Here is a 22,141-nt window from a genome sequence, read left to right on the forward strand (position 1 = left end):
CGCCAATTCGTTGGGAATTTGAAAAGCGCCGCAAGAGATTGCGGCGCTTTTGCTTTTAGGCCGCTAGGAATTCGCGGAAGGCGCGCGGGAGGAGCCCGCCCTGTGCAAAGGTCGCGCGCTCTGCGTCATTGTATAGACGTAGATCAAGCGGTGTTGTTTCTGTGGTTCCGTCGGCTCTGTTTATGGTTAGGCTTGCAGATTTCAAGTCATCTGAAATGGCAATGTCGTAGGTTTCGGAACCATCCAGCCCAAGTGTTTCACGGGTGACGCCGTCAGGGAAACACAGCGGGGCGATGCCCATGTTCACAAGGTTAGAACGGTGAATACGTTCAAAGCTTTCGGTGATGACAGCGCGGATGCCTGCAAGCCAAGGGGCCTTGGCTGCTGTGTCGCGAGATGAACCGCAGCCGTATTCTTTGCCGCCGATGACAACCAGTTGCTGATCGCGCTCTAGGTAGGTCTCAATCGCTTTGAAGATTGTAGTGACTTTGCCTTCAGGCATGACTTTGGTCCACGATCCTTCGTGATCCGGGGTCATTTCGTTGCGCAGACGGTAGTTTGCAAAGGTGGAGCGGATGACCACATCTGAACAGCCACGTCGGGTGCCGAAGGAGTTGAAATCTTCGAATTTCACGCCTTTGGTCAGTAGGAACTCACCCGCTTCGGAGTCGCGTGTGATGATGCCTGACGGAGAGATGTGATCGGTTGTGACGCTATCGCCGAGGATCACCAATGGGCGCAGACCTTTGATCGTTAGCGGCTGTGTGTTGTCTGGTGTGATCTGCTTCACGAATGGTGGGAAAGACACGTATGTTGACGGCACCCAATCATAGGCACCTGTTCCTGTTTCAAGGTCGTTCCACTGAGCGTTGACGTTTTGGATTTCGTCGTAGTTTTTGCGGAAGGCTTCTGGGGTGACATGGGCTTCGATGATCGCGTTTACCTCTTCGGCAGTTGGCCAGAGGTCGTTTAGCATGACTGGATTGCCGTCTTGGTCATGGCCCAGCGGTTCGGTTGCGATGTCTTTTAGGATCGTCCCAAGCAGGGCGTAGGCCACAACCAAAGGCGGTGATGCGATCATGTTGCGGCTGGCGAGCGGGTGGATGCGGCCCGCGAAGTTGCGGTTGCCAGATAGAACGGCGACGCCTTTGATGTCGTGTTCTTTGATGGTGGCCTCGTGTTCTGGCGAAAGCGGGCCAGACATGCCGTTGCACGTGGAGCAGCTAAAGGCCGCAACTTGGAAACCAAGGGCGCTGAGGCTGTCCTGAAGGCCGCTTTCAGAAAGGTATTTGGCTACGACGCGTGAACCGGGAGCGAGAGAGGTTTTGACATGTGGTTTAACTGTCAGCCCTTTGGCAACGGCGTTTCGGGCGACGAGACCTGCCAGCACCATGTTGCGCGGGTTTGCTGTGTTGGTGCAAGAGGTGACCGCCGCGATGATGACGTCGCCATCCCCGATGTCGTGATCCTTGCCTTGAACTTGTACGCGCTTTTCGGCCTCTAGCTCTTTTTCTGGAGCGAGTGTTTTGGTGGCGAACCCAAGGTCGATGCGCTGTTCCGGGCGGGATGGGCCAGAAACAGAACGGCCAATTGATGATAGGTCGAGCTGAATGGTTTCTTCGTATTCGATACGTGCGTCTACGCCATCAACCCACATGTTTTGCGCGCGGCAGTACGCTTCGGTCCGGGCGGTGTTTGCGCCGCGGCCTGTGGCGTTGAGGTAACCGATTGTGTTGGCATCTACTGGGCAGAACACGACTGTTGAGCCGTATTCCGGCGCCATGTTTGCGATGGTGGCGCGATCTGCGACCGAAAGGTGGTGATAGCTTGGACCGAAGATTTCGACAAATTTATCAACGACGCCATGAGCACGGAGTTTTTCGGCGACCACTAGGGCGACATCAGTTGCTGTGATGTCGTGGGATGGCGTGCCTGTGACCTCTAGGCCGATCACTTTTGGGGTGTTGATTGGGGAGGTTTCGCCAAACAACAGCGCCTCGGCCTCTAGTCCGCCGATGCCCCAACCAAGGATGCCAAGGCTGTTGATCATAGTGGTGTGGCTGTCGGTGCCAAGGCTGGAATCTGGGATCAGGAGTGTTGGATCATTTACGTCTGGCAACACGGTTTGGCCGAGGAACTCGAGGTTCACCTGGTGACAAATTCCGCCACCCGGAGGCACAACACGCAAGTTTGGAAAGCGTGTTTCACAGGCCTTAAGGAAGGCAAAGCGTTCGCGGTTGATTTCAAATTCGCGGTCCATGTTGTTTTGGAGTGCGAATTTGTCGGCCCAGTGGTTGATCGACATGGCATGGTCGATGATCAGATCAACGGGTAAGGACATGTCGACCTTGGCAGGGTCGCCACCGTTTTCTTCGATGACGTTGCGCATTGCCATGATGTCTACCAGCGCAGGAATGCCGAGCATATCGTGCAGCAAAAGGCGGGCAGGGCGGAATGGGATGGCAGCACCATTGCGGGCAGCGACATCGTGCGCGGCTTGGCCGCCCTCGGAATGACGGGCGGCAATTTCGGCAAGGGCGCGTAGAGAATAGGGCAGTGAATTGAGCTTATTGCCCAGAAGGCTGCCGTAGTCTGCGGCTTTGAATTCGGTGTTAGCGATGGCTTTGAATTGCATGGTGTGCTCCGTCTGTTGTGCTTTGGCTAGACAATCTTAGGCATAGGGCGCAAGTTGGCTTGAACCTGATTTCACCAGAGAGAACTTTCATGGGTGCCAAAAGAACCGAAAGCGTTGAGCGCGCCTTATCAATTTTGACGGCGTTTTCCGCGCAGAAGCCGACAATGAGTTTGGCTGAGCTTGCGGATGAAACCGGATTGCATAAGAGCACGATCCTAAGGTTGACCACGTCGATGGCGATCTATGGTTTTATTCAGCGTGATACAAAGGGGGTTTATAGCGTTGGGCCGTCTGTTTGGCGGCTGGGTTTGATCTTTCGGCGAGACTTTGCAACCCGCGAGGCTGTTGCGCCTACATTGCGCGAGTTGGTTGATTTTTCAGGAGAAACTGCTTCTTTTTATGTGCGTGCTGGAAATGATCGGGTGTGTTTGTATCGGGAAAATTCGCCAAACCTTTTGCGATTTCACGTCGAAGAAGGCATGCGGTTGAACTTGAAGACTGGGGCGTCAGGTATGGTCTTGCGACATTTCACCGGCGAGACATTGGACGATTTGAGCGCGTTCAATAAGAACGGCACAGTGAGTGCGATTGGACAGACAAACCCGAATATTTCCTCTGTTGCCACCCCCGTGTTTTCCAAAGCTGGTGAGCTGTTGGGCGCATTGACTGTTTCGGGACTGGTCAGTCGCTTTGACGATGACGCGCGAGACAAGGTGATACCTTTGCTTGAAAAACTAGCCCGGGATTTGGGTTAGGCGTTCTCTTCTGTGAAATTTGGCTAGGGATCGCTTGTGCTTTGGGCTGTGACGCTTCTAACAGGGGATAAGCCGCAAAGAGTAGGATCTCCCCATGTCACAAGAAATCAACAAAGCTTTTAAGTCTCGATTGTCGCAAGGCGGTGCCGTTTTGATGCCCGGTGCAGCGAATGCCTTGGCGGCGCGTGTTATTGATGGGTTGGGCTTTGAGGCCATGTATATCTCTGGCGCGGGTGTGACGAACACTTACTACGGCATGCCTGATCATGGGTTCATTGCGTTGCCTGATCTGGTGCAGCATGTCAGTGCCATTCGGAACGTGACCGACTTGCCGCTTGTTGTTGATGCCGATACCGGGTTTGGCAATGCTGTGAATGTGCATCACACGGTACGGATGTTGGAAACAGCAGGGGCGAGTGCCATTCAGTTGGAAGACCAAGTGAACCCTAAGAAATGCGGGCATTTTGCGGGTAAGGACGTGGTGGATCTGGACGAAGCGCGTAGCCGGATTAAGGCAGCTGTTGATGCGCGGCGTGATGAGAATTTCTTGATTGTGGCGCGGACAGATGCGCGCGCAACACGTGGATTTAACGAGGCGATTGATCGTGCCGCAGCGTTTATCGAGGATGGCGCGGATATTACCTTTGTTGAAGCACCGCAATCTGTGGAAGAAATGAAAGACATTCCAGCACGTTTGACCGGAGCACCGCAGCTGGTGAATTTGGTTGTAGGTGGTAAGACACCAATTTTGGACTTTGCAGAATTGGACGAGGCCGGATTTGGTTTGGTTCTTTACGCCAACGTTGCGTTGCAAGGGGCATTGTTGGGTATGCAAAACGCGTTGTCACAATTGAAAGACAACGGCCGGATGGATTTGGACGGCCCATTGGCAAGCTTTGAACTGCGCCAGTCGAGCGTTAACAAAGGCCACTATGATGCATTGGAAAAGCTTTATAGTTCCAAAGGCTAATCTAGGTTGTAAACGATGCGAAATCCAGCAGGTGTGCTGGAGCTATTTGGTGTGTTACCGGTACGTGCAGCGATGCGGTATCGGTAGCAATAACTGATATGTCAGAAGAATGATCCGCCTTTGACCGCAAACGCGTGTTTTACGCAATTTTAGAAGGTGCTCATGATTCCATAGAATTGTTGAGTTCTTTCATTGATCTGCCGTTCGTGTAATTTACTTTATGTTAATTATCATGAGTGCAAATCTGTGCGATAATATCTACGCAACGATAGCAAGCCCAAACCAAAACACGCCCCGGCAATTCCGTAAACATATAAGTACGAAATGTATTCGCCTTCATAGGTCACATATACTCCGCGGCGCATTTCGCCGACCAGATGTATGAGTGGATTAGCCCAAAGATAGTCTGCATAGGGCTGTGGGATGCTTTCGAATGTAAAGAAAACCCCGGACAAAAAGAACAGCGGGCGATTTACGATCCCCCAAATACGTTCCCAAAATGGAAAACGTACAAATAAATAACAGTTTAATGTGCCTAGCCCAATTGCCAATGTCATCGCCATAAAGAAGGCAGATGCGATGCGGTATGCATTCAAGGTTATGTCCACACCGAAACCGAAAATAATTCCGCTAAAAACAATCGCCATAACTAACGCCTGCGTTAACCCATTCAAAAGGGTTCGGGCCAATATTGGGTCAAGAACTGTAATTGCGGGAAAGGCGAGTAAAGGACGGGAGAATCGCAAGGACTGTGCCACTTTTCCAGACATATCAAGATACGCCAAAAACGGCAGCAACCCCGAGGCATAAAAGAGTGGAAAATTTGTTCCTAATGGAGGGGACTTAAGCGCGAGGGAAAAAATCAAGGTTAGCAGTAAAATCCCAGCGGCAGGCTCAGCAATGGCCCAAATATAACCAAAGGCTGATTTGCCATGCGTCGTGGAAATTTCACGCAGCATCAAAGCCGAAATGGTTCGAAGGGTACGGAATCGACGGGGCTTAAACGGAAGGAATTGTGTGCTCTGCAATGTCATCACTTTCAATTTAAACAAACCTGGATACCCATGGTTTCGTCAAAATTAGTAAACAACTAACCGTAACAAGAGGGTTAAAATGGCCCCAAATATTCAACCCATCCGAAAAATTAGTGACGCGAGTGCGTCAACAAATACGGTATTGCCGCTCGCTTCTAAAGCAACAGTTAAGCGGCGGCACATCTGGCTGATGGCAAGCTTTGTGATGTGGGTTCTTGGGCCATTGGTGGCTGCAACGATTTACCTGTTTACGGTCGCGCAGGATCAATATGCATCATACGTTGGCTTTGCCGTCCGAACCGAAGAAACCAGTTCTGCCATTGAATTATTAGGTGGGTTAACGGAGTTTGCGGGTTCCAGCTCGTCCGATACGGACATCTTATTCCGTTTCATCAAAAGCCGTGAAATGGTCCGAAATGTTAACGTATCTTTGGATTTAGAGCGTATTTTTCAAAACCCGGATGATCCTATTTTCGGTTTACGTCCAGCCGCCTCTTCGGAGGTGATTGAGCGGTACTGGAGGCGCATGGTCAAAGTGTTCTATGACCGAAACACCGGCTTGATGGAGTTGCGGGTGAATGCATTTCATCCTCAAGATGCGCAACGTGTCGCGCAGGCGATTGTAAACGAAAGTACGCAATTGATTAACGAAATGTCGTCGATTGCCCGCACAGACACCACTCGACATGCGCGAGAAGAATTGGCGCTTTCGGTTGAGCGGTTAAAGCGTGCACGGAAAGCGATGATGCAATTCCGATCAAGGACGCAAATTGTTGACCCGCGCGCCGATGCTGCGGGGCGCACGGAGCTTTTGAATAACTTACAGGCCCAACTGGCAAATGCTTTGATCGAACTAGATTTATTGCGTCAGTCGGCGCACCCAACGAGTTCGCGGATCACCCAAGAAGAACGTCGCGTCGCCGTGATAAAGGATCGAATTGCGGAAGAGCGTGAAGCACTTGGGAGTGCGTCTGATCCTGAACAAGATGCATATTCGAAACTTGTGGGTGAATATGAAGCTTTGGCTGTGGATCAAGAGTTTGCCGAGAAAAGCTATTTATCGGCGCAGGCAAATTATGATTCAGCCTTGTCTGAGGCCCAGCGTCAATCGCGTTATTTGGCAACTTATATCCCGCCCACATTGGCCGAAGATGCGGAATATCCGCGGCGATTTATTTTGTGCCTTTTGCTGGCGGGTGGTCTTTTCTTTAGTTGGGCGATTGCGACATTGATCTATTATTCCATTAGGGACCGCCGATGATCCGGTTGATCGACCTATGCAAATTCTATGTTTTAAATGGGCAGCGCAAACCTGTCGCCGATCACATTTCGGCAACGTTTCCCTCTAAAACGACAGTGGCGTTATTGGGTCGAAATGGTGCTGGGAAATCCAGTTTGTTGCGCATGATTGCCGGGACCATGAAGCCAGACAGTGGAAAGATATTGTCTACCGGATCCATTTCATGGCCGGTTGGCTTTGCCGGTAGTTTTCATCCTGATTTGACAGGGTTGCAAAATGTGCGGTTCATCGCGCGTATTTATGGTGTTGATACAGACGGGTTGGTTGATGCGGTTCGCGGATTTGCAGGACTTGGTTTGCAATTTAATCAACCGTTGCGCAGCTATTCATCCGGGATGCGGTCGCGCCTGGCATTTGGAGTATCTATGGCAATTGATTTTGACACATATCTTGTGGATGAAGTCATGTCTGTTGGCGACGCAGCGTTCAAAGAAAACAGTCTGAGAGTTTTAAGAGACCGCATGACCAGACGCGCCGCGATTGTCGTGTCTCACTCGATTCCGATGATTAAAGAAATGTGTGAGCATGGAGCGGTCATTGAGAATGGAAAGATGACTTATTTCAAAGATATAGATGAAGCCATTCGCTACCATTTAGAGACCGTGAATTCACAGGCGTAAATGGATTCATAGTAAGAAATCTGTGGCATCCAAATCTGCAATATCAGTATTTGGCAGGGTAATGGAGCTGCCGCTTCCGGTTTCAATAATCACATCACTGCCTTCTTGCCGCAGATGATTGTCCACCAGATCGGTTAATCCAGTGATTTCTGAAATGCCGCTGAGGTCGATTTTTTCAAACCTATTGGTTGCGGCAAAATCTGTGATCACGTCGTCTCCATGATCGTCTGCAAAGACAAAGCGATCAGCGTTGAAGTCACCCTGGAGAATGTCGTTTCCAGCACCCCCGGTTAGTGTATCAAAGCCAGCGCCACCATTGAGCGTATCGTTGCCATGATCCCCTTGAAGTCGATCATTGCCGGGGCCTCCAAAAAATCGATCATTCCCGGCGTTTCCGATCAGTGTGTCATTACCCTGCTCACCAAAAAGCCCATCATTTCCGGCACCGCCAAATCCAACGTCATCATCCGCCCCGCCAAAAAGTCGGTCAAGCCCGTCTCCGCCAACCAAAGTATCATCGCCCGCGCGGCCATAAAGATTGTCGGCCTGATGCCCGCCATCCAGGTGATCGGCGCCCGCACCGCCGTCTAGAAAATCAAACCCGCCCTCACCGTAGAGCCGGTCATCGCCCGCCTCGCCCCAAAGCCCGTCCACGGTCATTCCTAAATTAGAACCTGCGCGCAGAACATCGTTCCCTGCGCCACCGGTCAAACGATCAGCCGTTGCGCCGCCTAGCAGGGTATCGTGCCCTGTGCCGCCATTCAGGTGGTCAAATCCTGAACCACCCAACAACAGGTCATTCCCGGAGCCGCCATCAATGCTATCTGCATGGCTCCCGCCATCAAGGGTATCGCGCCCGTTGCCGCCCTGAAGGGTATCAAATCCACCATTTCCTATTAAGTGGTTTGCGGCGTCATTTCCGATGAGCAAGTCATTTCCCGAACCTGTTGAAAGATGTTCTATCTGGGTCCCAATCCCAATAATCAGATTTCCAACATGTCCCGCCACATCGCTAATAGCGCCCTCGCGCAAATCGACGTTTTGGTCTTCGCTACGTGTTGAGACATCAATTAAATCAGACCCGCCACCATCATAAATTGTTAGCCCAACCGCACCGCCGCGATAGATTGAGCGATCAATGGTGTCTCCGTCATATAAATATCCAAACAAGGTTCCCAGATAACCTCCGACATTTGATGAGGCCCCCCAAACCGTATCACCGACATGGGAATTGGGGTTGCCATACAGAGATTGAATCGCGTGAATATCCGCGATCATTGGCGTAACTGGGCGGTAATCGGTTGCTTCGACAAAGGAGTTATCGCCGATGTCAAAATACGACATGATCGTCATTTGATGGCTATCGTTTAGAAAATGATTATCGCGGCCGTAGCTTGCCGAACCATTGTAGTTGCCACTGTGCATTAAGCCCAATGCGTGACCTATTTCGTGTAAGTAGGTTAGAAATGAATAGCTGTCTAACGTTGTCCCGTAATAGTCGAGCCAGGCGCGGCTGATATTCACGGAGGCCTGCAGAATCTCGCCCGTTGCGGTGACGTATCGGTTGGGTCCGCCAAATGCGCCGGATTGGGAGTCGTCTATGACTAAGTCAGCGCCGCTTGACGATGTTTGATCGAAAACAAGGCCGCTTACCGATGTCCATGCCTCTAGCGCCCAAAGGGCTAGTTTTTGTCCGGCTGATGTTAAACCCGTCAAATTGACAGTCATCCGGTCGCCTGCGCGCTCATCATGCTGAAGTGTCGTTTCAATACCCCAGCCGAATTTGGTCATTTGGTTAGAAACTTGCTGAACGGAAAATACGTTTGTGGCCGCTTGAACGGTGTAGTTTCCCGTGGCTCGATGTTCGCCCGACGCTGCGATGTAATATGTTCCGCTTGAGTTGGCGGTGAAGCTGATTTGGGAGAAGTTGTTGGCCTCGGTTATGTCGCCATTGGTGGCAACGGTACGGCCCGTCGAATTATGCAGGGATAGATATGTATCTGATAATCCTGCCAAAGAACCGCCCCTGCCCCATATAGAAAAAACGTAAGATTCACCCGCGGTCAGATCAACGGCTATCCAGTCGCTATCGCTTGATCCACTAATGGTGCCATCGAACGTATCGCCGACGGACATCGTGGCGCTGGTCGACCTAGAGCCGGCCGCATCGGTGCTTTCAACTATTTCTGCTCGAGGTTTGCGTGGTGTCGCGACCGTACCAGGAATATGAATGCCGTTTAGAAGAGTATTCACGGCTGTTACTAGGTTTAATGTATTGGTACGCATAACCAGACTCTCAAATATGACATTGAAATGGGTTCCTGAACGGACCCCTCTCTGATGTTCAATTTAGAAGTTAGGGTATTGGTGATGTCCTAACGGATGCGCCGGAATGCTATTTTTGTAAGTAGGTTTTGCCCTACAATTTATTCAATACTGCTGACAAAAAGATACAAGCGGTTCCAAGCCGTGTTTGGCGATAAATCCCTAGACGGCGCGTTGCGCTTATACGTGCAGTTAGATGACCTGCATGTGCGCGTACAAATAGCGTAAGTCGCTTGCGGTTTTCTGGGGTCAACCGGGATGCAAGGGTTAGTAGCGTATGGATATTTGTTGTGTTCCAACGTCTTAGCTGGCCTTTTAAAAGCGCGATGAGGCGACTCATCTGAGCTATAGGACCAAGATTAGCACCAACGACGTTATGGTCATGTTGGCGATACAAAACGCTTGGCGTGTCATCATGTAAGATAACACCGCCTACTCCAGAAATGACCTGATAGGCCCACCAATCGTGGCTAACAAATTGGTCGATTTCTTGGGCGCAATCACACAATAATTTGGCTGCTGCGGCATTTACTAAGATTGTATTTCCGCCGCCAATGCTTTGGACCAATGCGTTACGAAATCCCGGCCGACGTCGCCGTGGCGCGGACAGGCGACGGTCGCCCAACTTGTTATCAACAACCCACGTCCTGCTGCAATATAGCGCGGGCTTGTCGTCAGGAAGCGCATTCAATGCAGCTACTCCGCGCGACAATCGTTCAGGTAGCCAAACATCATCTTGGTCAGAGAATGCAAACCACCCGCCGGCAGGCATATAGGTCGGCGCACGTTTCAAAAGTGAAAGAAAGTTTGCGAAACATCCATTGCATGGCCCCTCAAGGTAAACGCCCGAATTCTGAGTAAGAAACGTTGTAAGCAATTGTTGGGTTCCGTCCTTGGAACCATCGTCGCTGGCGATCAATTGCCAATTTTTGTGCTTTTGATCTTGAAAACTCGCCAACTGTTCTGGCAGCCAAGCTGCACCGTTAAAAGTGGCCATCAGGATAGAAATATGAGGATCGGGATTTTGTGGTGTAGAGACCATTCATGACTCCTCAGCTGGCCAAGTAATGTGTTGACCGCAATCGAACGTTTGTTTTCGGACAGGTTTATTCAAACACCGAACACCCTAAATAAGTCTGAAGACGCAAAGCCCTTTCAGAATGAATGTGCTTATCGCTCTGAGGCGGCACATCAATATGAGAGTTTTCTCAGTTGTGGATTTTCAAGAAAGGGCGCGTTGAGATGGCGCGCATTCCATTCTGCCAAAACCGCTGCCTGATCAGCAAAGCTTTCGACAAGTAATGGTGTTGGATGATCATCTCGGCCTTTTATCATGCGTTCTAATTCGACCAACAATCGGTCCGGTCCATCCCCAATCTTTGGCATATGAGTCTTGTTAGCACGGGCATGTTCTGTTGTGCCGCCGCTATCGGTTTGGATAATCCGAATGCCTCGCGCTAGGGCTTCTCTGATGGTTAGTCCAAACGTTTCGCGCCACTGAGACATAAACAGCAGCACATCAATTTTTGTGTAGAAACTGTCCATCTTATCTTGTGAAAACCGAGGGACAACCGACCAATTTCCAGCGAGACCCTCAAAAGAAATATCGGGCCACCACGAGCCATCTAAACTGCCGTCTACGACAAAGACATCAATCTCTTGGTCCGTTTTGAGCATTTCGAATGCCTGCTGAATAATCGGCCACCCTTTGATTTGTGACGGACCGCCCACAAAACCAAACGCTAACCGATCGCTTGAATTACGACGTTTTGTTTGCTGTTCGAAGAACCCGGATTTTGGCAAATGAACCCCGTTGGTCCACACTATGTTTTCCTTTGCGACAAGTCCTGACCGGGTGCATAGATCATGGGCAAACTTGCTTGGAAAGGTTAGCAAATCGGCCTGTGCCGCTGCTTGCTTAAGCACATTTTGGCGCTCGCGCGCCTTTGCGACGCTATCAACACATCCCGCGCAACGCGTCACATCAATTGGATCTTGTTGGCAATAAGTTCCATCCATTCGGATCATGAATTGGCGTTCACAGAGCCACCAGAAATCATGTGTTGATAGGATAACGCGCCGCCCTTGGTTTTTGGCGGCGCTGATCACACCGACCCCAAGGTCCTGCACGCAATGCACGTGTACCAAATCTGGGTCGAGTTGTTGCATCAGCTCAGCCATCAATTGTGTTACTTTCGGATTCGAATATCCGAGTGCATAACTGCGCCCAAACGGCAGATTGATCAGATAGTTTACGATGCCATCGACCTCGGTTTTCAAGATCGAATAGGGTGCCAAGTCTGCGCGGCTCATGGCCGAGATAGCTGTGACACGATAACCGTGATCGCGGTGTAACGCTTTGCCTACCTGTTCAGCGACGATTGTCGCTCCGCCGTAGGTGAATGGGGCAAAATAGACGTTTACGATAAGGATATGCGGCCTGCTCATGCGTGCACCCAGTCGAGTATTTCAGGATCAATAATCCGCGGGTTTGATCCGGCGGCCCAATTGTTTTCCAGCGCCTTGCGCGCTGCTCGTCCCATGGCACGCAATCCCGCGCGATCTGACGCAAGGGCTTCTAAATTGCCAAGCCAGCTGTCCCCTGCCCCAAGTACCTTACCGGTCTCATGATCATTCACCAGGGCCGCCATATCGGAAATATTGCCTACAAGGCTTGGCACACCCACCGAAGCGGCATCAATCACGCGCACGCCACTTTTGCATCTGTTAAACGCGTCATCAGCCAGTGGCATCACCGCGACATTCGCTGCGGCTAAGGTTCCAAGGTAGCTTCGATAGGAGGAAAACGGGTGCACTTCGATCTGATCGCCCAAACCAGATGGCAGCAATTTGTTGTCAAAATGCCCAAGGATCATCAACTTGCGGGTGCGGTCTTTTGCGAGAAACGCAAACACGTCCTTTTGAATCTGGGCAAAGTCTACTTCGTGCCCGTGTGAGCCACTCGCAAAACATAGACGAAACACATCGTCCCTTTGCACCTGCCCCATTGCTCGTGCCCCTGCCTTAAGCGACGTTCGGTCTGCAAAATTGCGCCGTAGGTGGACTGGTCTAGGTGTCAGTTTTTTCGTGTGCTCAATTAGGCTCGGTGTCGAAACAGAGACTATATCAGCTGAATTTATCACGTCTAAATAGCGCGGTGCTTCGTTTACAAATCGAGATCGCTGGGACAACGGCAAAGCGTTCATATTTTGGTAGGTTCCATATGCGGACACTGAAAACAGCGGGTCATCCAGATCGTAGAGTATTGGCAGCCGCAGCCGTCGTGCTTCGTAGGCCAACATTGATGTCACTGGCGTAGACCGTAGCCTGTAAAATATGACATGTGTCGCGTCCTGCAACAGCGCGACTGAGCGACGAACGTCCTCGTAATGCGAGAAGCCATATTCCACGCCTTCAAGCGCCCATAATTCAGCCAATTGTTCTGCACGATATTTTCGGCATTGCGGCAAATTTAAATCGCCAATCAGTACGATCTTACGCCGTTTTTGTAAGAGTGCCGGGGCGGTCGAGATATGAAACGCTTGCTTTTCAGCCAGTTCTAACCAAACGCGATTCATATATTCAGAGGATAAAATCGGCCCGCTGCCGTTTTGGTGTAAACTGCTTAGCCCGTGTCCCTGCAAGCGCGCACTTAGGTAGCGCCACGTTTTCTTTAATCCGCTCAGCAACCCCTCTTGCCGGACTGTCAGGACAAAGCGTTGGAATTTATCGCGACGTAGAATTTCAAAAAGCATCATACCCGATAAATCCCCAAGAGGCGGCGCGCTGCGCCTAACTGTGATGCGTAACAGTCCCATTGAAAAATTAAGAAAACTTGTACGGAAACGTCGGTAAAACGCCATAAAGGCGTACCTCTTTGGTCCTGTAGCCCACCCAATATTGGTGTTCCTAGAAACGATTGCGGCGAGGTGGGCGTGGCATATTTTAGCATCGAAAGTGTTTTGAGGGGCGGAGCATTCAGCCAACCCTGCACAACAGCCAAAATGACCTATGATTCAAATCAAAACCGGTTTGTTTTGTCAGATTACGGACAAGACTCCAGTTATGAATTCTTAGTCAATGGAAGCGGGCGAATTCAATTAAGCGAGACAACTGACCATTCATCTCAACGGATAAACTTGCCTGAAGGGGGCGTTTCAGGTTCCATCTTACCGGCTGATATTGCTCATATTCTTGCGTCGTCAAATGCGGGAGCGCAGTCGGGACAGGCCATCTATTTGTCACCAGACGCCTGGGCTGGCAGCGCGGCCCGTGCCTTGGCCACAGATTTGGGCAGCACGACTTTTCTTTATATGGCTCAGCCTAATAATACGGGATTTTCTGTATTTAGAATGCAGGGGAATACCCCGCGGTTTGTTACACAAATTGAGGGACCTTCAGATGGATATGGCGCGGCCCTCGCTGGGCTTGCGACAATGGACATAGGCGATTCAACCTATCTTTTCACAGGATCCAGTACCCAGAATGGGATTGACGCATATCGCTTAAATTCAAATGGTACGCCACAGGTAATCCAATCGGTTGGCGTGCAAGAGCTGCTACCAATTCAATCCGTTTCGGTAATCACTCCGGTTAACCTAAATGGTGACCCCTTTTTGTTGGTGGCGGCTGCAGGTAGTTCAAGCCTGTCTGTCCTTTCCATCGCGAACAACGGGCAATTGGACGCTACCGATCATGTGGTCGACACTCAAGACACGCGTTTTTCCGGGGTGACCCACCTAGAAACCTTTGACGTTTCAGGGCGAATTTTTGTGCTTGCTGCTGGCTCAGATGACGGTCTAAGTCTGCTAGAGCTTTTGCCCGGCGGGCAATTGGTCCACCATGACAGTATCGAAGATACAACAAATGCGTCTTTGGCAAATGTATCTGCATTTAGTGTGCAAGTTATTGAGGGCACAGCCCATATTCTCGTCACCTCTGCTCAAGAAGGCGGTGTGACTCAAATCACGCTCGATATTTCCGGTATTACCGCATTGCGTAGCCAAGGCAGCGGCACGTTAAATGGGACAGGTGGCGATGATCTTTTGATCCACACAGGAAGCGGCGCAATAAACGGGCAAGGTGGCGATGATGTCCTGCGTGACGGTAATGGCAGCAACCAAATGACAGGTGGCGGCGGCGCGGACATTTTTGTGCTAACAGCCGACGACCAACATGACTCCATTACCGATTTTCAAGTGGGCGTCGATCAGCTTGACCTCTCGATGTGGGGTGATTTTCATAGCGATCAACAACTCAGCATCCGGCGTAGTGACGGGGAGACAACCCTGACTTATGGGCAAGAAACGCTCGCCATTCGAACCACAACGGGCGCTTATCTCACCGATACGGAAATAACCGCAATTACCGCGCCAACCCTAACCCGTGTCCTGGTTGAACTTGGCAGTGCCCCACCCGTACCCGGCGGCCAAATAAACGGTACGAACGGCAATGATACGCTCGAAGGTAGTGTGGGCAATGACACTATTAATGGGCTCGCAGGCACTGACACACTGGTCATCGACCTTGACCGCGACACGGTGCTAGCGACCGCGCTTAGCAATAATCAAATTCGATTAACGTCGACGTTAGGCACTGATATTGTTGAAAACATAGAAATTTTTCAGTTCAGAGATCAAATTGTTGATCTTGATACATTGCTAGGCATTGCCCCGCCGGTAGATACGGTGCTGACCGGTACAGATAGCCACGACACCCTAGAGGCTGGTGGGGGCAACGACACCTTAACCGGCTTACAGGGCAACGACCGGCTGCTGGGTAACGGAGGCGACGACAACCTGTCAGGCGGTGTTGGCTTTGACACGTTGCTAGGCGGCACCGGGAACGACACTCTAAATGGAGGAGAGCACGCTGACCTGTTAGAGGGCGGCGCAGGGCATGATTTCTTGATTGGTGAAAGCGGCTATGACGTTCTGCATGGCAACGAGGGTAACGATACCTTGTTAAGTGGTGCCACACCGGACAGGTTGTATGGTGGCGACGGAAACGATGTCCTTCGTGCCGGTTCTAATTTCAGCCTAACCGTCGACGGGCTTTGGGGCGAAGCAGGTGATGATCGCCTTTTCGGCGAAGGCGGCTTTGATTTTCTGGATGGTGGTGAGGGCAACGATCACATGGATGGGGGCCATCAGGCTGACAACCTATATGGTCGCACAGGAAATGATACGTTGATTGGAAACGACGGGTTAGATCGCCTGTTTGGGGGCGCTGATGACGATCTTGGTCTAGGAGGAGATGGCAACGACGGTTTGTTTGGCGGCCAAGGGAACGACACCCTTCGCGGCGGTACTGGGAATGATCGGTTCTTTGGTGGTCCGGGCAACGATCAATTGCAGGGTGATGAAGGCAATGACACAATTTATGCCGGAGCCGGTTTTGACACTTTGGTAGGGGGTGTGGGTGACGACGTACTGCAGGGCGATTTCAACGCAGATCGGTTCATCTTTGCGGACGGACATGGCGACGACACGATCACTGATTTTGCGGCGACCAATATTTACGAGAAAATCGACCTAAGCACTGTGTCGGCAATCACAAGCTTGTCTGACCTTATGGCAAATCACGTTACACAAGACGGAACAAACGTGATCGTTGATACGGGCGCTGGAAACTCGATCACGCTAAATGCAGTTACGCTATCCGATTTGGATTCAACCGATTTTATCTTCTAGCCTCATGGGCGCGGCGTGGCCGAATAATTATTCACGCCGCATTCCACAGCCTCAAATCGCTGCACTTCGTAGCCGTAGGCATCCAGTAAGGCCAATACGTGAAAACGCGTGTGCTCCCAGACTTCTACCAACATCTTAGGTTTGGAGCGCGCAATGGTTTGCTCAAGCCCCTGTAAACAGGCCAGTTCATGGCCCTCCACGTCAATTTTTACAACTGTCGGGCAGATGCCCGGTAAGAACGTATCAAGCGCAACAGTTTGTATCTGTTTCGTGCCAAAGGTCTGTTTTCCCTCTTTGCAATAAATCGAACTACCGGTGCCAAGAAAGTTCTCATCGCGATACAGCGTTATCTCCGCATGCCCGTTGTGATCAGACGCGGCTACAGCGTGACGGAACACACGTTGAGTTAGGCCGTTCAATTTCACATTCACATTGGCGCGTTCGATGACACGCTCTAGCGGTTCAAACAAATGTACTTCGTTTTTGGGATGTGCCTTGGCAGCGAGCAGTGACATCAATCCGCTATAAGCCCCAATATCCAGAACACAGCCGGGCGAGGTACGGCACCAATTCACCCAAGTTTGCACCACCTTCGTTTCGTATCCATCAACGCCGTTCCAAATATATTCCCAAGCCACCACATCATCGTGCGCATGTAACATCAAAATCTCGAGGCCCGCAGCAGATACGGGAAGAATGCCAAAGTATGGATGCTTTTGTTTTAATTTCGGAATGTCACTGCGTTGTGCAATGCCAGCTTGAAGCCTTTGGCGAAACGCGTTTGCTTCGGTCAGCGTATCTTGGTTTTGCTGCTCAATTCGGTCGAGCGGAGAATTAAATGCAATTTTGTTCACGATCTTCACCGTTCATAAATCCAACCCTGATGTGATGCACAGAACGAAGTTAAGAATTCTAAAATTTTAGAGGCGCTCAATGACGCAACCCAAAATGTTCGGAAATCTATTTCTAAGCGTTGGCGCAATGAAAGCTGGTACGACATGGCTTTATGCAATGCTCGAACGGAACCCGGCGCTTCACTTCACGCCGGAAAAAGAAATTCATTACTTTTACCATAAGTATGTGAACGGCAATCATCTGTCGGAGCAAAACCGGCTTCGAAATGCACGCGACCGTTACTTAATGAATTTCGACCCTAACACAGCTAATATAGATCGTATTCGCCTAAATCTGCATTGGGTTAACGCCTATTTAGATCGTGTCGTAGACGACCATTGGTATCGAAATTTATTCCAAATGCGTGACAAAGAGGTCTTTGCTTGCGACTTTTCGAATCTTAACACTCACCTTCCTTCAGAAGCTTGGCCGCAGATTGAGGCGAGTTGTGACTCGCTGCGAGTCCTTTATACCCTACGTGATCCGATCAAGCGGTTATGGAGCCACACGAAATTCCACTTGGAGATCACTGGCCAATCACAAGCGCTGGACACGTGGGAGCCTGAGCAGTTTTTCAACTTCGTAAAGAAACCATTCATGTGGCCAAACGCTGAGTATGGGCAGGCTTTACAACGACTGGAAACCGGGATTTCAAAAGAAAATCTCATGGTTCTATTCTACGAAGAGCTGCACGCTGATCAACGTGGCAAATTGAGAGAGATTGAGAATTTTCTTGGCGTCAAAAATGTCCACTATCCGGATGCTCATCTTGAAAGGCGCTTTACAGAATCTGCCAATCGTCCGATGCCGGAATTTTTCCCAACGCTTTTTGAAAAAGACATTGCGCGAATAAAGTCTGAAATCACAAATCTTGGATACCAAATACCAAAGAGTTGGATCTAGCGTATTAATCAGTTAGCCCTTTCAGTACCCAGCTTTAAATATATGGAACGGAACGGATTTCGCGCCATCACAAAAAAGCGGCTCCGTTACAATTTGAAGTTACTCGAGCCGCTTTTGTTTTTTCTTTTATAACCAACGTCCTACAGCGCAAAGCTGGACCAAGTCGTTTGGTCGTGACTGGTGAGAAAACGCTGAAAAAATCCATTGGGTGGCACTGCCGGCGCGTCCGTTGACCCATGCGTTTACGGTGTTTGCCATAGCGCCGCTACCCGTCGGAGTTTGAGAGAATGCAGCTGGGAAATCATGAGATATGGCACCGGTCCAAAACAATGTAGAGGCTGTTTGCGTGATTGATACGGGTACTTCGGCTGTACAAATTTGAGTGCCATCTGCAAATTTAACGAATTCGCCATTTGAATTTGAACCACGTTCGATAACGGCCCCAGTGGGAATACCTGCGGATTCAGTGACGGAACCAATGAGATTGCCGGGTGAATAGGCGAAATCAGCGCGCGCTAGCCGACCGGGCGTGATATCCGTGGCCGTGGATTGTACTGCTGCACCTGTTGCTTGTCCGGTGGTCGCGTTGAGTGTCAGAGCCTCTGTCCAGCTGCTGCCATCAGGGGATGTTTTGATGTGGAAATTGTTGTCACCGGTAAGCCCTATTTCAGCGTGACCTGCCCAATTAGATTGATACAGCAGCGCAGCAGTTTCCCCTTCCCCGGCTTTGTTCAGTTTCAGCTGATGACCTGCTCCGGCATGGGTGAGTAAAGTCGCAGCGCTGGCCACGGACAGGCGATTTGTTGGATCGGCATGTGTTGCAATCCCCAACGCGGCTAGGTTTTGCAACAAGGGCGACCAGTTGCCCGAGGTGTGCGTGACAACTTGGTTTGCGGGCATGTCCCAGGCCAGCCATCCCTCTTGGGGGGCTATGAAAATCCACTGACCATTTTGCCACTGCGCTAACGCACCGGCTTGGTTCTGCCATGCGCCCGTTGGTGATTGGCCGAGTGCGTGTAGTTCACCTTGGCTTGGCGAGGCTGGCGGTGTCTCGCTGTTCATTCCGTTCAGCACCAGCTGGGTGATGCTGTCGAGGATTTGCAGGGCTTCGTTGTGGGTTACGTGTTTTTGCGCTTGTGCGGCGGCCATAATTGGCAGGCCGAGACGTGCGGTTGTGTCGGGCATATGTTGTTCCTTCACTGATGACTGACGCTTCGGTCGTAACAACCGAAGTGTCAGCAATGTGTGAAGGGTGCGTACTTTACCCTTTGTTTACCAATTGGCCGCGCAGCTTAGCTAAGTGCGATTTTTGGCTGGGATTTGGTCAGATCATCAATAGCCCGCAATTGGCCGATAACAGCTGCCATTTTGTCGACGGGAATCATGTTTGGCCCGTCGGATGGGGCGTTGTCTGGATCTTCGTGAGTTTCGATGAAGAGCGCAGAGACACCGACGGCGCAAGCGGCGCGCGCCAAAACCGGTGCAAATTCGCGCTGGCCGCCCGATGTTGTCCCTTGGCCGCCGGGTTGTTGCACGGAATGCGTGGCATCAAAGACAACGGGGTATCCGGTTGCTGCCATTGTGGGCAGGCCGCGGAAATCGCTGACCAAAGTGTTGTAACCAAAGGACGTCCCGCGGTCGCACAACATGATACGTTCGTTGCCCGTGGAAGCGATCTTTTCAGCGACATTGCCCATGTCCCAAGGCGCTAAGAACTGACCCTTTTTGACATTGATAGCAGCGCCGGTTTGACCAGCAGCAAGCAACAGATCGGTTTGGCGGCATAGGAAGGCTGGAATTTGGATGACATCGCATACTTCGGCAGCGGCAGCACATTGGTCAGCAGCATGGACATCTGTCAGGATTGGGCAGCCAAATTCGGATTTGATTTGGTCGAGGATTTTCAAACCTTCGTCCATGCCGAGGCCCCGCATTGTCGTGATGGACGAGCGGTTGGCTTTGTCATAGCTGGCTTTGAAGATGAATCGCGTACCCGTTGGCGCGCATGCCTCGGCAATCTTTTCGGCCATCATACGAGCATGGTCCAAGCTTTCGAGTTGGCACGGACCTGTGATCAAAGCAAACGGATTGCTGCCGCCGATGTTGATTTCACCGACTTTTACGATTTTCTGTTCCATCACAGATCCTTTAATACGCTTTCAATCCGAGGCACGTCCTCGGGGTTGTTCAATTCCCAGAATACACGGCCTTTGCCTTGGACAATGACACAACGCACCTTGGTGTCATTCACCAGAAAGCGCAGCTGTTCGAGACCTTCGAGGGTCTCCAGTTCGCTGACCGGCCAGTTTGTGTAAGCGGCCAATGCGCCTGGGCGATAGGCGTAGACGCCGACGTGATGATACACGGGAATGTTGTTGTCTGGCACTTTGTCAGCGTCGATATAGGGCAGCACTTCTTTAGAGAAGTAGAGCGCATGACCCTTGGCGTTAAAGACTGCTGTGGTTCCGCCCACGCGGCCGGCTTTGCGGTCTTCGGTGAAATGGCTGTAGGTCAGTGAGTCACATTGCAGGACCGGTGTCGCGACTTGTGCTTCTGGATCGGCTTTCATTGCGGCGATCAGATCTTCGACAAACCAAGCAGGGGTTAGTGGGGCGTCGCCTTGCAAGTTGACGATCAAGTCGGCATCGATGTTGGCCCTGGCCAATGCGTCGGCACAACGGGCGGTGCCGTTTTCACAGGATTCCGATGTCATGATGACCTTTGCACCAAAAGCTTCGGCCGCTTCACGAATACGGTCGTCATCGGTGGCGACGTAAACGCCATCCACGCCTTTGACCTGCTTGGCCGCTTCCCAGCTCATACGGATGAGGCTTTTGCGGCTACCGTCGGGCAGTGTTAACTCGGCCAATGGTTTGCCTGGATAGCGGGTCGATGCGTATCGTGCTGGGATTAGAATGACGGTTTTCATACAACACCTGCTCGGAGAAGATCGTGAATATGGATAATACCAACGGGAACGCCGTCGTCATCTGTTACAGCTAAAGAACTGATTTTACGTTCATTTAGGATAGCCAATGCTTGGACCGCTAATAGATCCGGTTGAATAGTGACGGGATCGGTACTTGCGATCTCGCCTGCTGTTTTACCCATGAGGTCAGACATATTGCGACGCAAATCGCCATCTGAAATCAGACCTTTAAGCTTGCCACCTTCGACGACCATCGCCACACCAAATCCCTTGGATGTCATGGTCAGGAGAACCTCGGACATATCGTCGTTCGCCGCAACGATGGGCAGGCTGTCAACACCGTGCATCAACTGATGCACTTGGCTCATTTGACTGCCCAGCTTGCCACCCGGATGGAAGGTTTGGAACTGATCCGCGTTAAAGCCGCGTTGCTCCATAACGGCCACAGCCAAGGCATCACCGAGCGCGAGTGTCAACGTGGTTGACGTCGTTGGTGCTTTGCCGATTGAGCACACTTCGGGCACGGGTGGTAAGTTTAGCTTGTGATCTGCCGCTTGCATCAAGGTGCTGTTTATCTTGGACGAAATAGCAATCAGCGGGATGTTAAAGCGTCGGGTGTAGAGCGTGATGTCGCGCAACTCTGCTGTTTCGCCAGAATTAGAAATAAGGATGCAGACATCATCAGGTGTGACCATGCCAAGATCACCATGGCTGGCTTCGGCTCCATGAACAAAGTAACTTGGCGTGCCGGTGCTGGCCATGGTTGCCGCGATTTTGCGACCAATGTGTCCCGATTTTCCGACGCCGGAAATCACAACGCGGCCTTTCACATTCAAGATAGCTTCGACTGCAGATACGAAGTCAGCGGGAAGCTCTTTAGCCATCGTGGCAAGGGCAGCGGATTCTTTTTGCAGAACGTCCTGAGCGACGGTGATCGCATCGCGCATCGTGCTTTGGTCAGACGTTGGCGTGGTTTTTGCTGTCATATGCTTCGTACTTAGGCCCAAAGGTGAATTGAAACCGGACTAGCAGGAGTAATCCCACAGTCCTTATTAGGGTTGTTGCATATAGGGATCGGGAAACA

The 22,141-nt window shown here is 51.1% G+C and carries 16 protein-coding genes and 1 pseudogene; 6 read left to right on the forward strand and 11 right to left on the reverse strand.

The window, feature by feature from the left end; all coding sequences use genetic code 11:
- Positions 1 to 55 precede the first annotated feature (55 nt).
- Positions 56 to 2,638: pseudogene (gene acnA, locus Q4544_RS14190) on the reverse strand (aconitate hydratase AcnA); the annotation flags it as partial.
- An 86-nt stretch (positions 2,639 to 2,724) separates the two neighbouring features.
- Between acnA and Q4544_RS14195 the strand changes: the two are divergent.
- On the forward strand, positions 2,725 to 3,390 hold the full coding sequence (locus Q4544_RS14195) for an IclR family transcriptional regulator (protein ID WP_303507367.1): 666 nt from the start codon (positions 2,725 to 2,727) through the stop codon (positions 3,388 to 3,390).
- 94 nt (positions 3,391 to 3,484) lie between these two features.
- Positions 3,485 to 4,360, forward strand: a complete 876-nt coding sequence (locus Q4544_RS14200; protein WP_303507369.1) for an oxaloacetate decarboxylase — start codon at positions 3,485 to 3,487, stop codon at positions 4,358 to 4,360.
- 230 nt (positions 4,361 to 4,590) lie between these two features.
- On the opposite strand, the gene Q4544_RS14205 is transcribed toward Q4544_RS14200, so the two are convergent.
- Positions 4,591 to 5,412, reverse strand: coding sequence for an ABC transporter permease (locus Q4544_RS14205; protein WP_303507370.1), 822 nt, complete (start codon positions 5,410 to 5,412; stop codon positions 4,591 to 4,593).
- 61 nt (positions 5,413 to 5,473) lie between these two features.
- Between Q4544_RS14205 and Q4544_RS14210 the strand changes: the two genes are divergently transcribed.
- Complete coding sequence (locus Q4544_RS14210) at positions 5,474 to 6,655, forward strand: sugar transporter (protein WP_303507372.1); 1,182 nt, start codon at positions 5,474 to 5,476, stop codon at positions 6,653 to 6,655.
- Complete coding sequence (locus Q4544_RS14215; protein ID WP_303507374.1) at positions 6,652 to 7,314, forward strand: ABC transporter ATP-binding protein; 663 nt, start codon at positions 6,652 to 6,654, stop codon at positions 7,312 to 7,314. Before Q4544_RS14210 ends, Q4544_RS14215 begins: the two co-directional genes overlap by 4 nt.
- Before the next feature lie 6 nt (positions 7,315 to 7,320).
- On the opposite strand, the gene Q4544_RS14220 is transcribed toward Q4544_RS14215, so the two are convergent.
- The 4 genes from Q4544_RS14220 to Q4544_RS14235 all read right to left on the reverse strand — a co-directional run bounded on the left by Q4544_RS14220 (position 7,321) and on the right by Q4544_RS14235 (position 13,397).
- A complete protein-coding gene (locus Q4544_RS14220; protein ID WP_303507376.1) occupies positions 7,321 to 9,600 on the reverse strand; it encodes a M10 family metallopeptidase C-terminal domain-containing protein in 2,280 nt (759 codons plus the stop codon).
- A 133-nt stretch (positions 9,601 to 9,733) separates the two neighbouring features.
- Positions 9,734 to 10,681 (reverse strand): glycosyltransferase, encoded by a 948-nt coding sequence (locus Q4544_RS14225; RefSeq protein ID WP_303507378.1) that lies wholly within the window; start codon positions 10,679 to 10,681, stop codon positions 9,734 to 9,736.
- Positions 10,682 to 10,830: 149 nt separating this feature from the next.
- Positions 10,831 to 12,087, reverse strand: a complete 1,257-nt coding sequence (locus Q4544_RS14230; protein ID WP_303507379.1) for a glycosyltransferase — start codon at positions 12,085 to 12,087, stop codon at positions 10,831 to 10,833.
- The gene (locus tag Q4544_RS14235) at positions 12,084 to 13,397 is read right to left on the reverse strand and encodes a hypothetical protein (protein ID WP_303507381.1); all 1,314 of its coding nucleotides are present in this window, start codon (positions 13,395 to 13,397) and stop codon (positions 12,084 to 12,086) included. Before Q4544_RS14235 ends, Q4544_RS14230 begins: the two co-directional genes overlap by 4 nt.
- Positions 13,398 to 13,991: 594 nt before the next feature.
- On the opposite strand from Q4544_RS14235, the gene Q4544_RS14240 reads away from it, so the two are divergent.
- Positions 13,992 to 16,331, forward strand: coding sequence for a calcium-binding protein (locus Q4544_RS14240; protein ID WP_303507383.1), 2,340 nt, complete (start codon positions 13,992 to 13,994; stop codon positions 16,329 to 16,331).
- Between the two features lie 2 nt (positions 16,332 to 16,333).
- On the opposite strand, the gene Q4544_RS14245 is transcribed toward Q4544_RS14240, so the two are convergent.
- Positions 16,334 to 17,185, reverse strand: coding sequence for an FkbM family methyltransferase (locus tag Q4544_RS14245; RefSeq protein WP_303507385.1), 852 nt, complete (start codon positions 17,183 to 17,185; stop codon positions 16,334 to 16,336).
- Positions 17,186 to 17,264: 79 nt separating this feature from the next.
- Between Q4544_RS14245 and Q4544_RS14250 the strand changes: the two genes are divergently transcribed.
- Entirely contained in the window at positions 17,265 to 18,128 is an 864-nt protein-coding gene (locus tag Q4544_RS14250) for a sulfotransferase domain-containing protein (protein WP_303507387.1), read from the forward strand.
- Positions 18,129 to 18,254: 126 nt separating this feature from the next.
- Here Q4544_RS14250 and Q4544_RS14255 read toward each other — a convergent pair whose 3' ends face one another.
- From Q4544_RS14255 to Q4544_RS14270, 4 genes are all read right to left on the reverse strand, one after another.
- Positions 18,255 to 19,313 (reverse strand): DUF2793 domain-containing protein, encoded by a 1,059-nt coding sequence (locus Q4544_RS14255; RefSeq protein ID WP_303507389.1) that lies wholly within the window; start codon positions 19,311 to 19,313, stop codon positions 18,255 to 18,257.
- 107 nt (positions 19,314 to 19,420) lie between these two features.
- The gene (gene kdsA / locus Q4544_RS14260; protein ID WP_303507390.1) at positions 19,421 to 20,266 is read right to left on the reverse strand and encodes a 3-deoxy-8-phosphooctulonate synthase; all 846 of its coding nucleotides are present in this window, start codon (positions 20,264 to 20,266) and stop codon (positions 19,421 to 19,423) included.
- On the reverse strand, positions 20,266 to 21,057 hold the full coding sequence (locus tag Q4544_RS14265; protein WP_303507392.1) for a 3-deoxy-manno-octulosonate cytidylyltransferase: 792 nt from the start codon (positions 21,055 to 21,057) through the stop codon (positions 20,266 to 20,268). The genes kdsA and Q4544_RS14265 overlap by 1 nt, the downstream gene beginning before the upstream one ends.
- A complete protein-coding gene (locus tag Q4544_RS14270; protein ID WP_303507394.1) occupies positions 21,054 to 22,043 on the reverse strand; it encodes an SIS domain-containing protein in 990 nt (329 codons plus the stop codon). Before Q4544_RS14270 ends, Q4544_RS14265 begins: the two co-directional genes overlap by 4 nt.
- Positions 22,044 to 22,141: the final 98 nt, after the last annotated feature.

The sequence above is a fragment of the Cognatishimia sp. 1_MG-2023 genome (genome assembly GCF_030548175.1).
In the GTDB taxonomy this organism is placed as follows: Bacteria; Pseudomonadota; Alphaproteobacteria; order Rhodobacterales; family Rhodobacteraceae; genus Cognatishimia.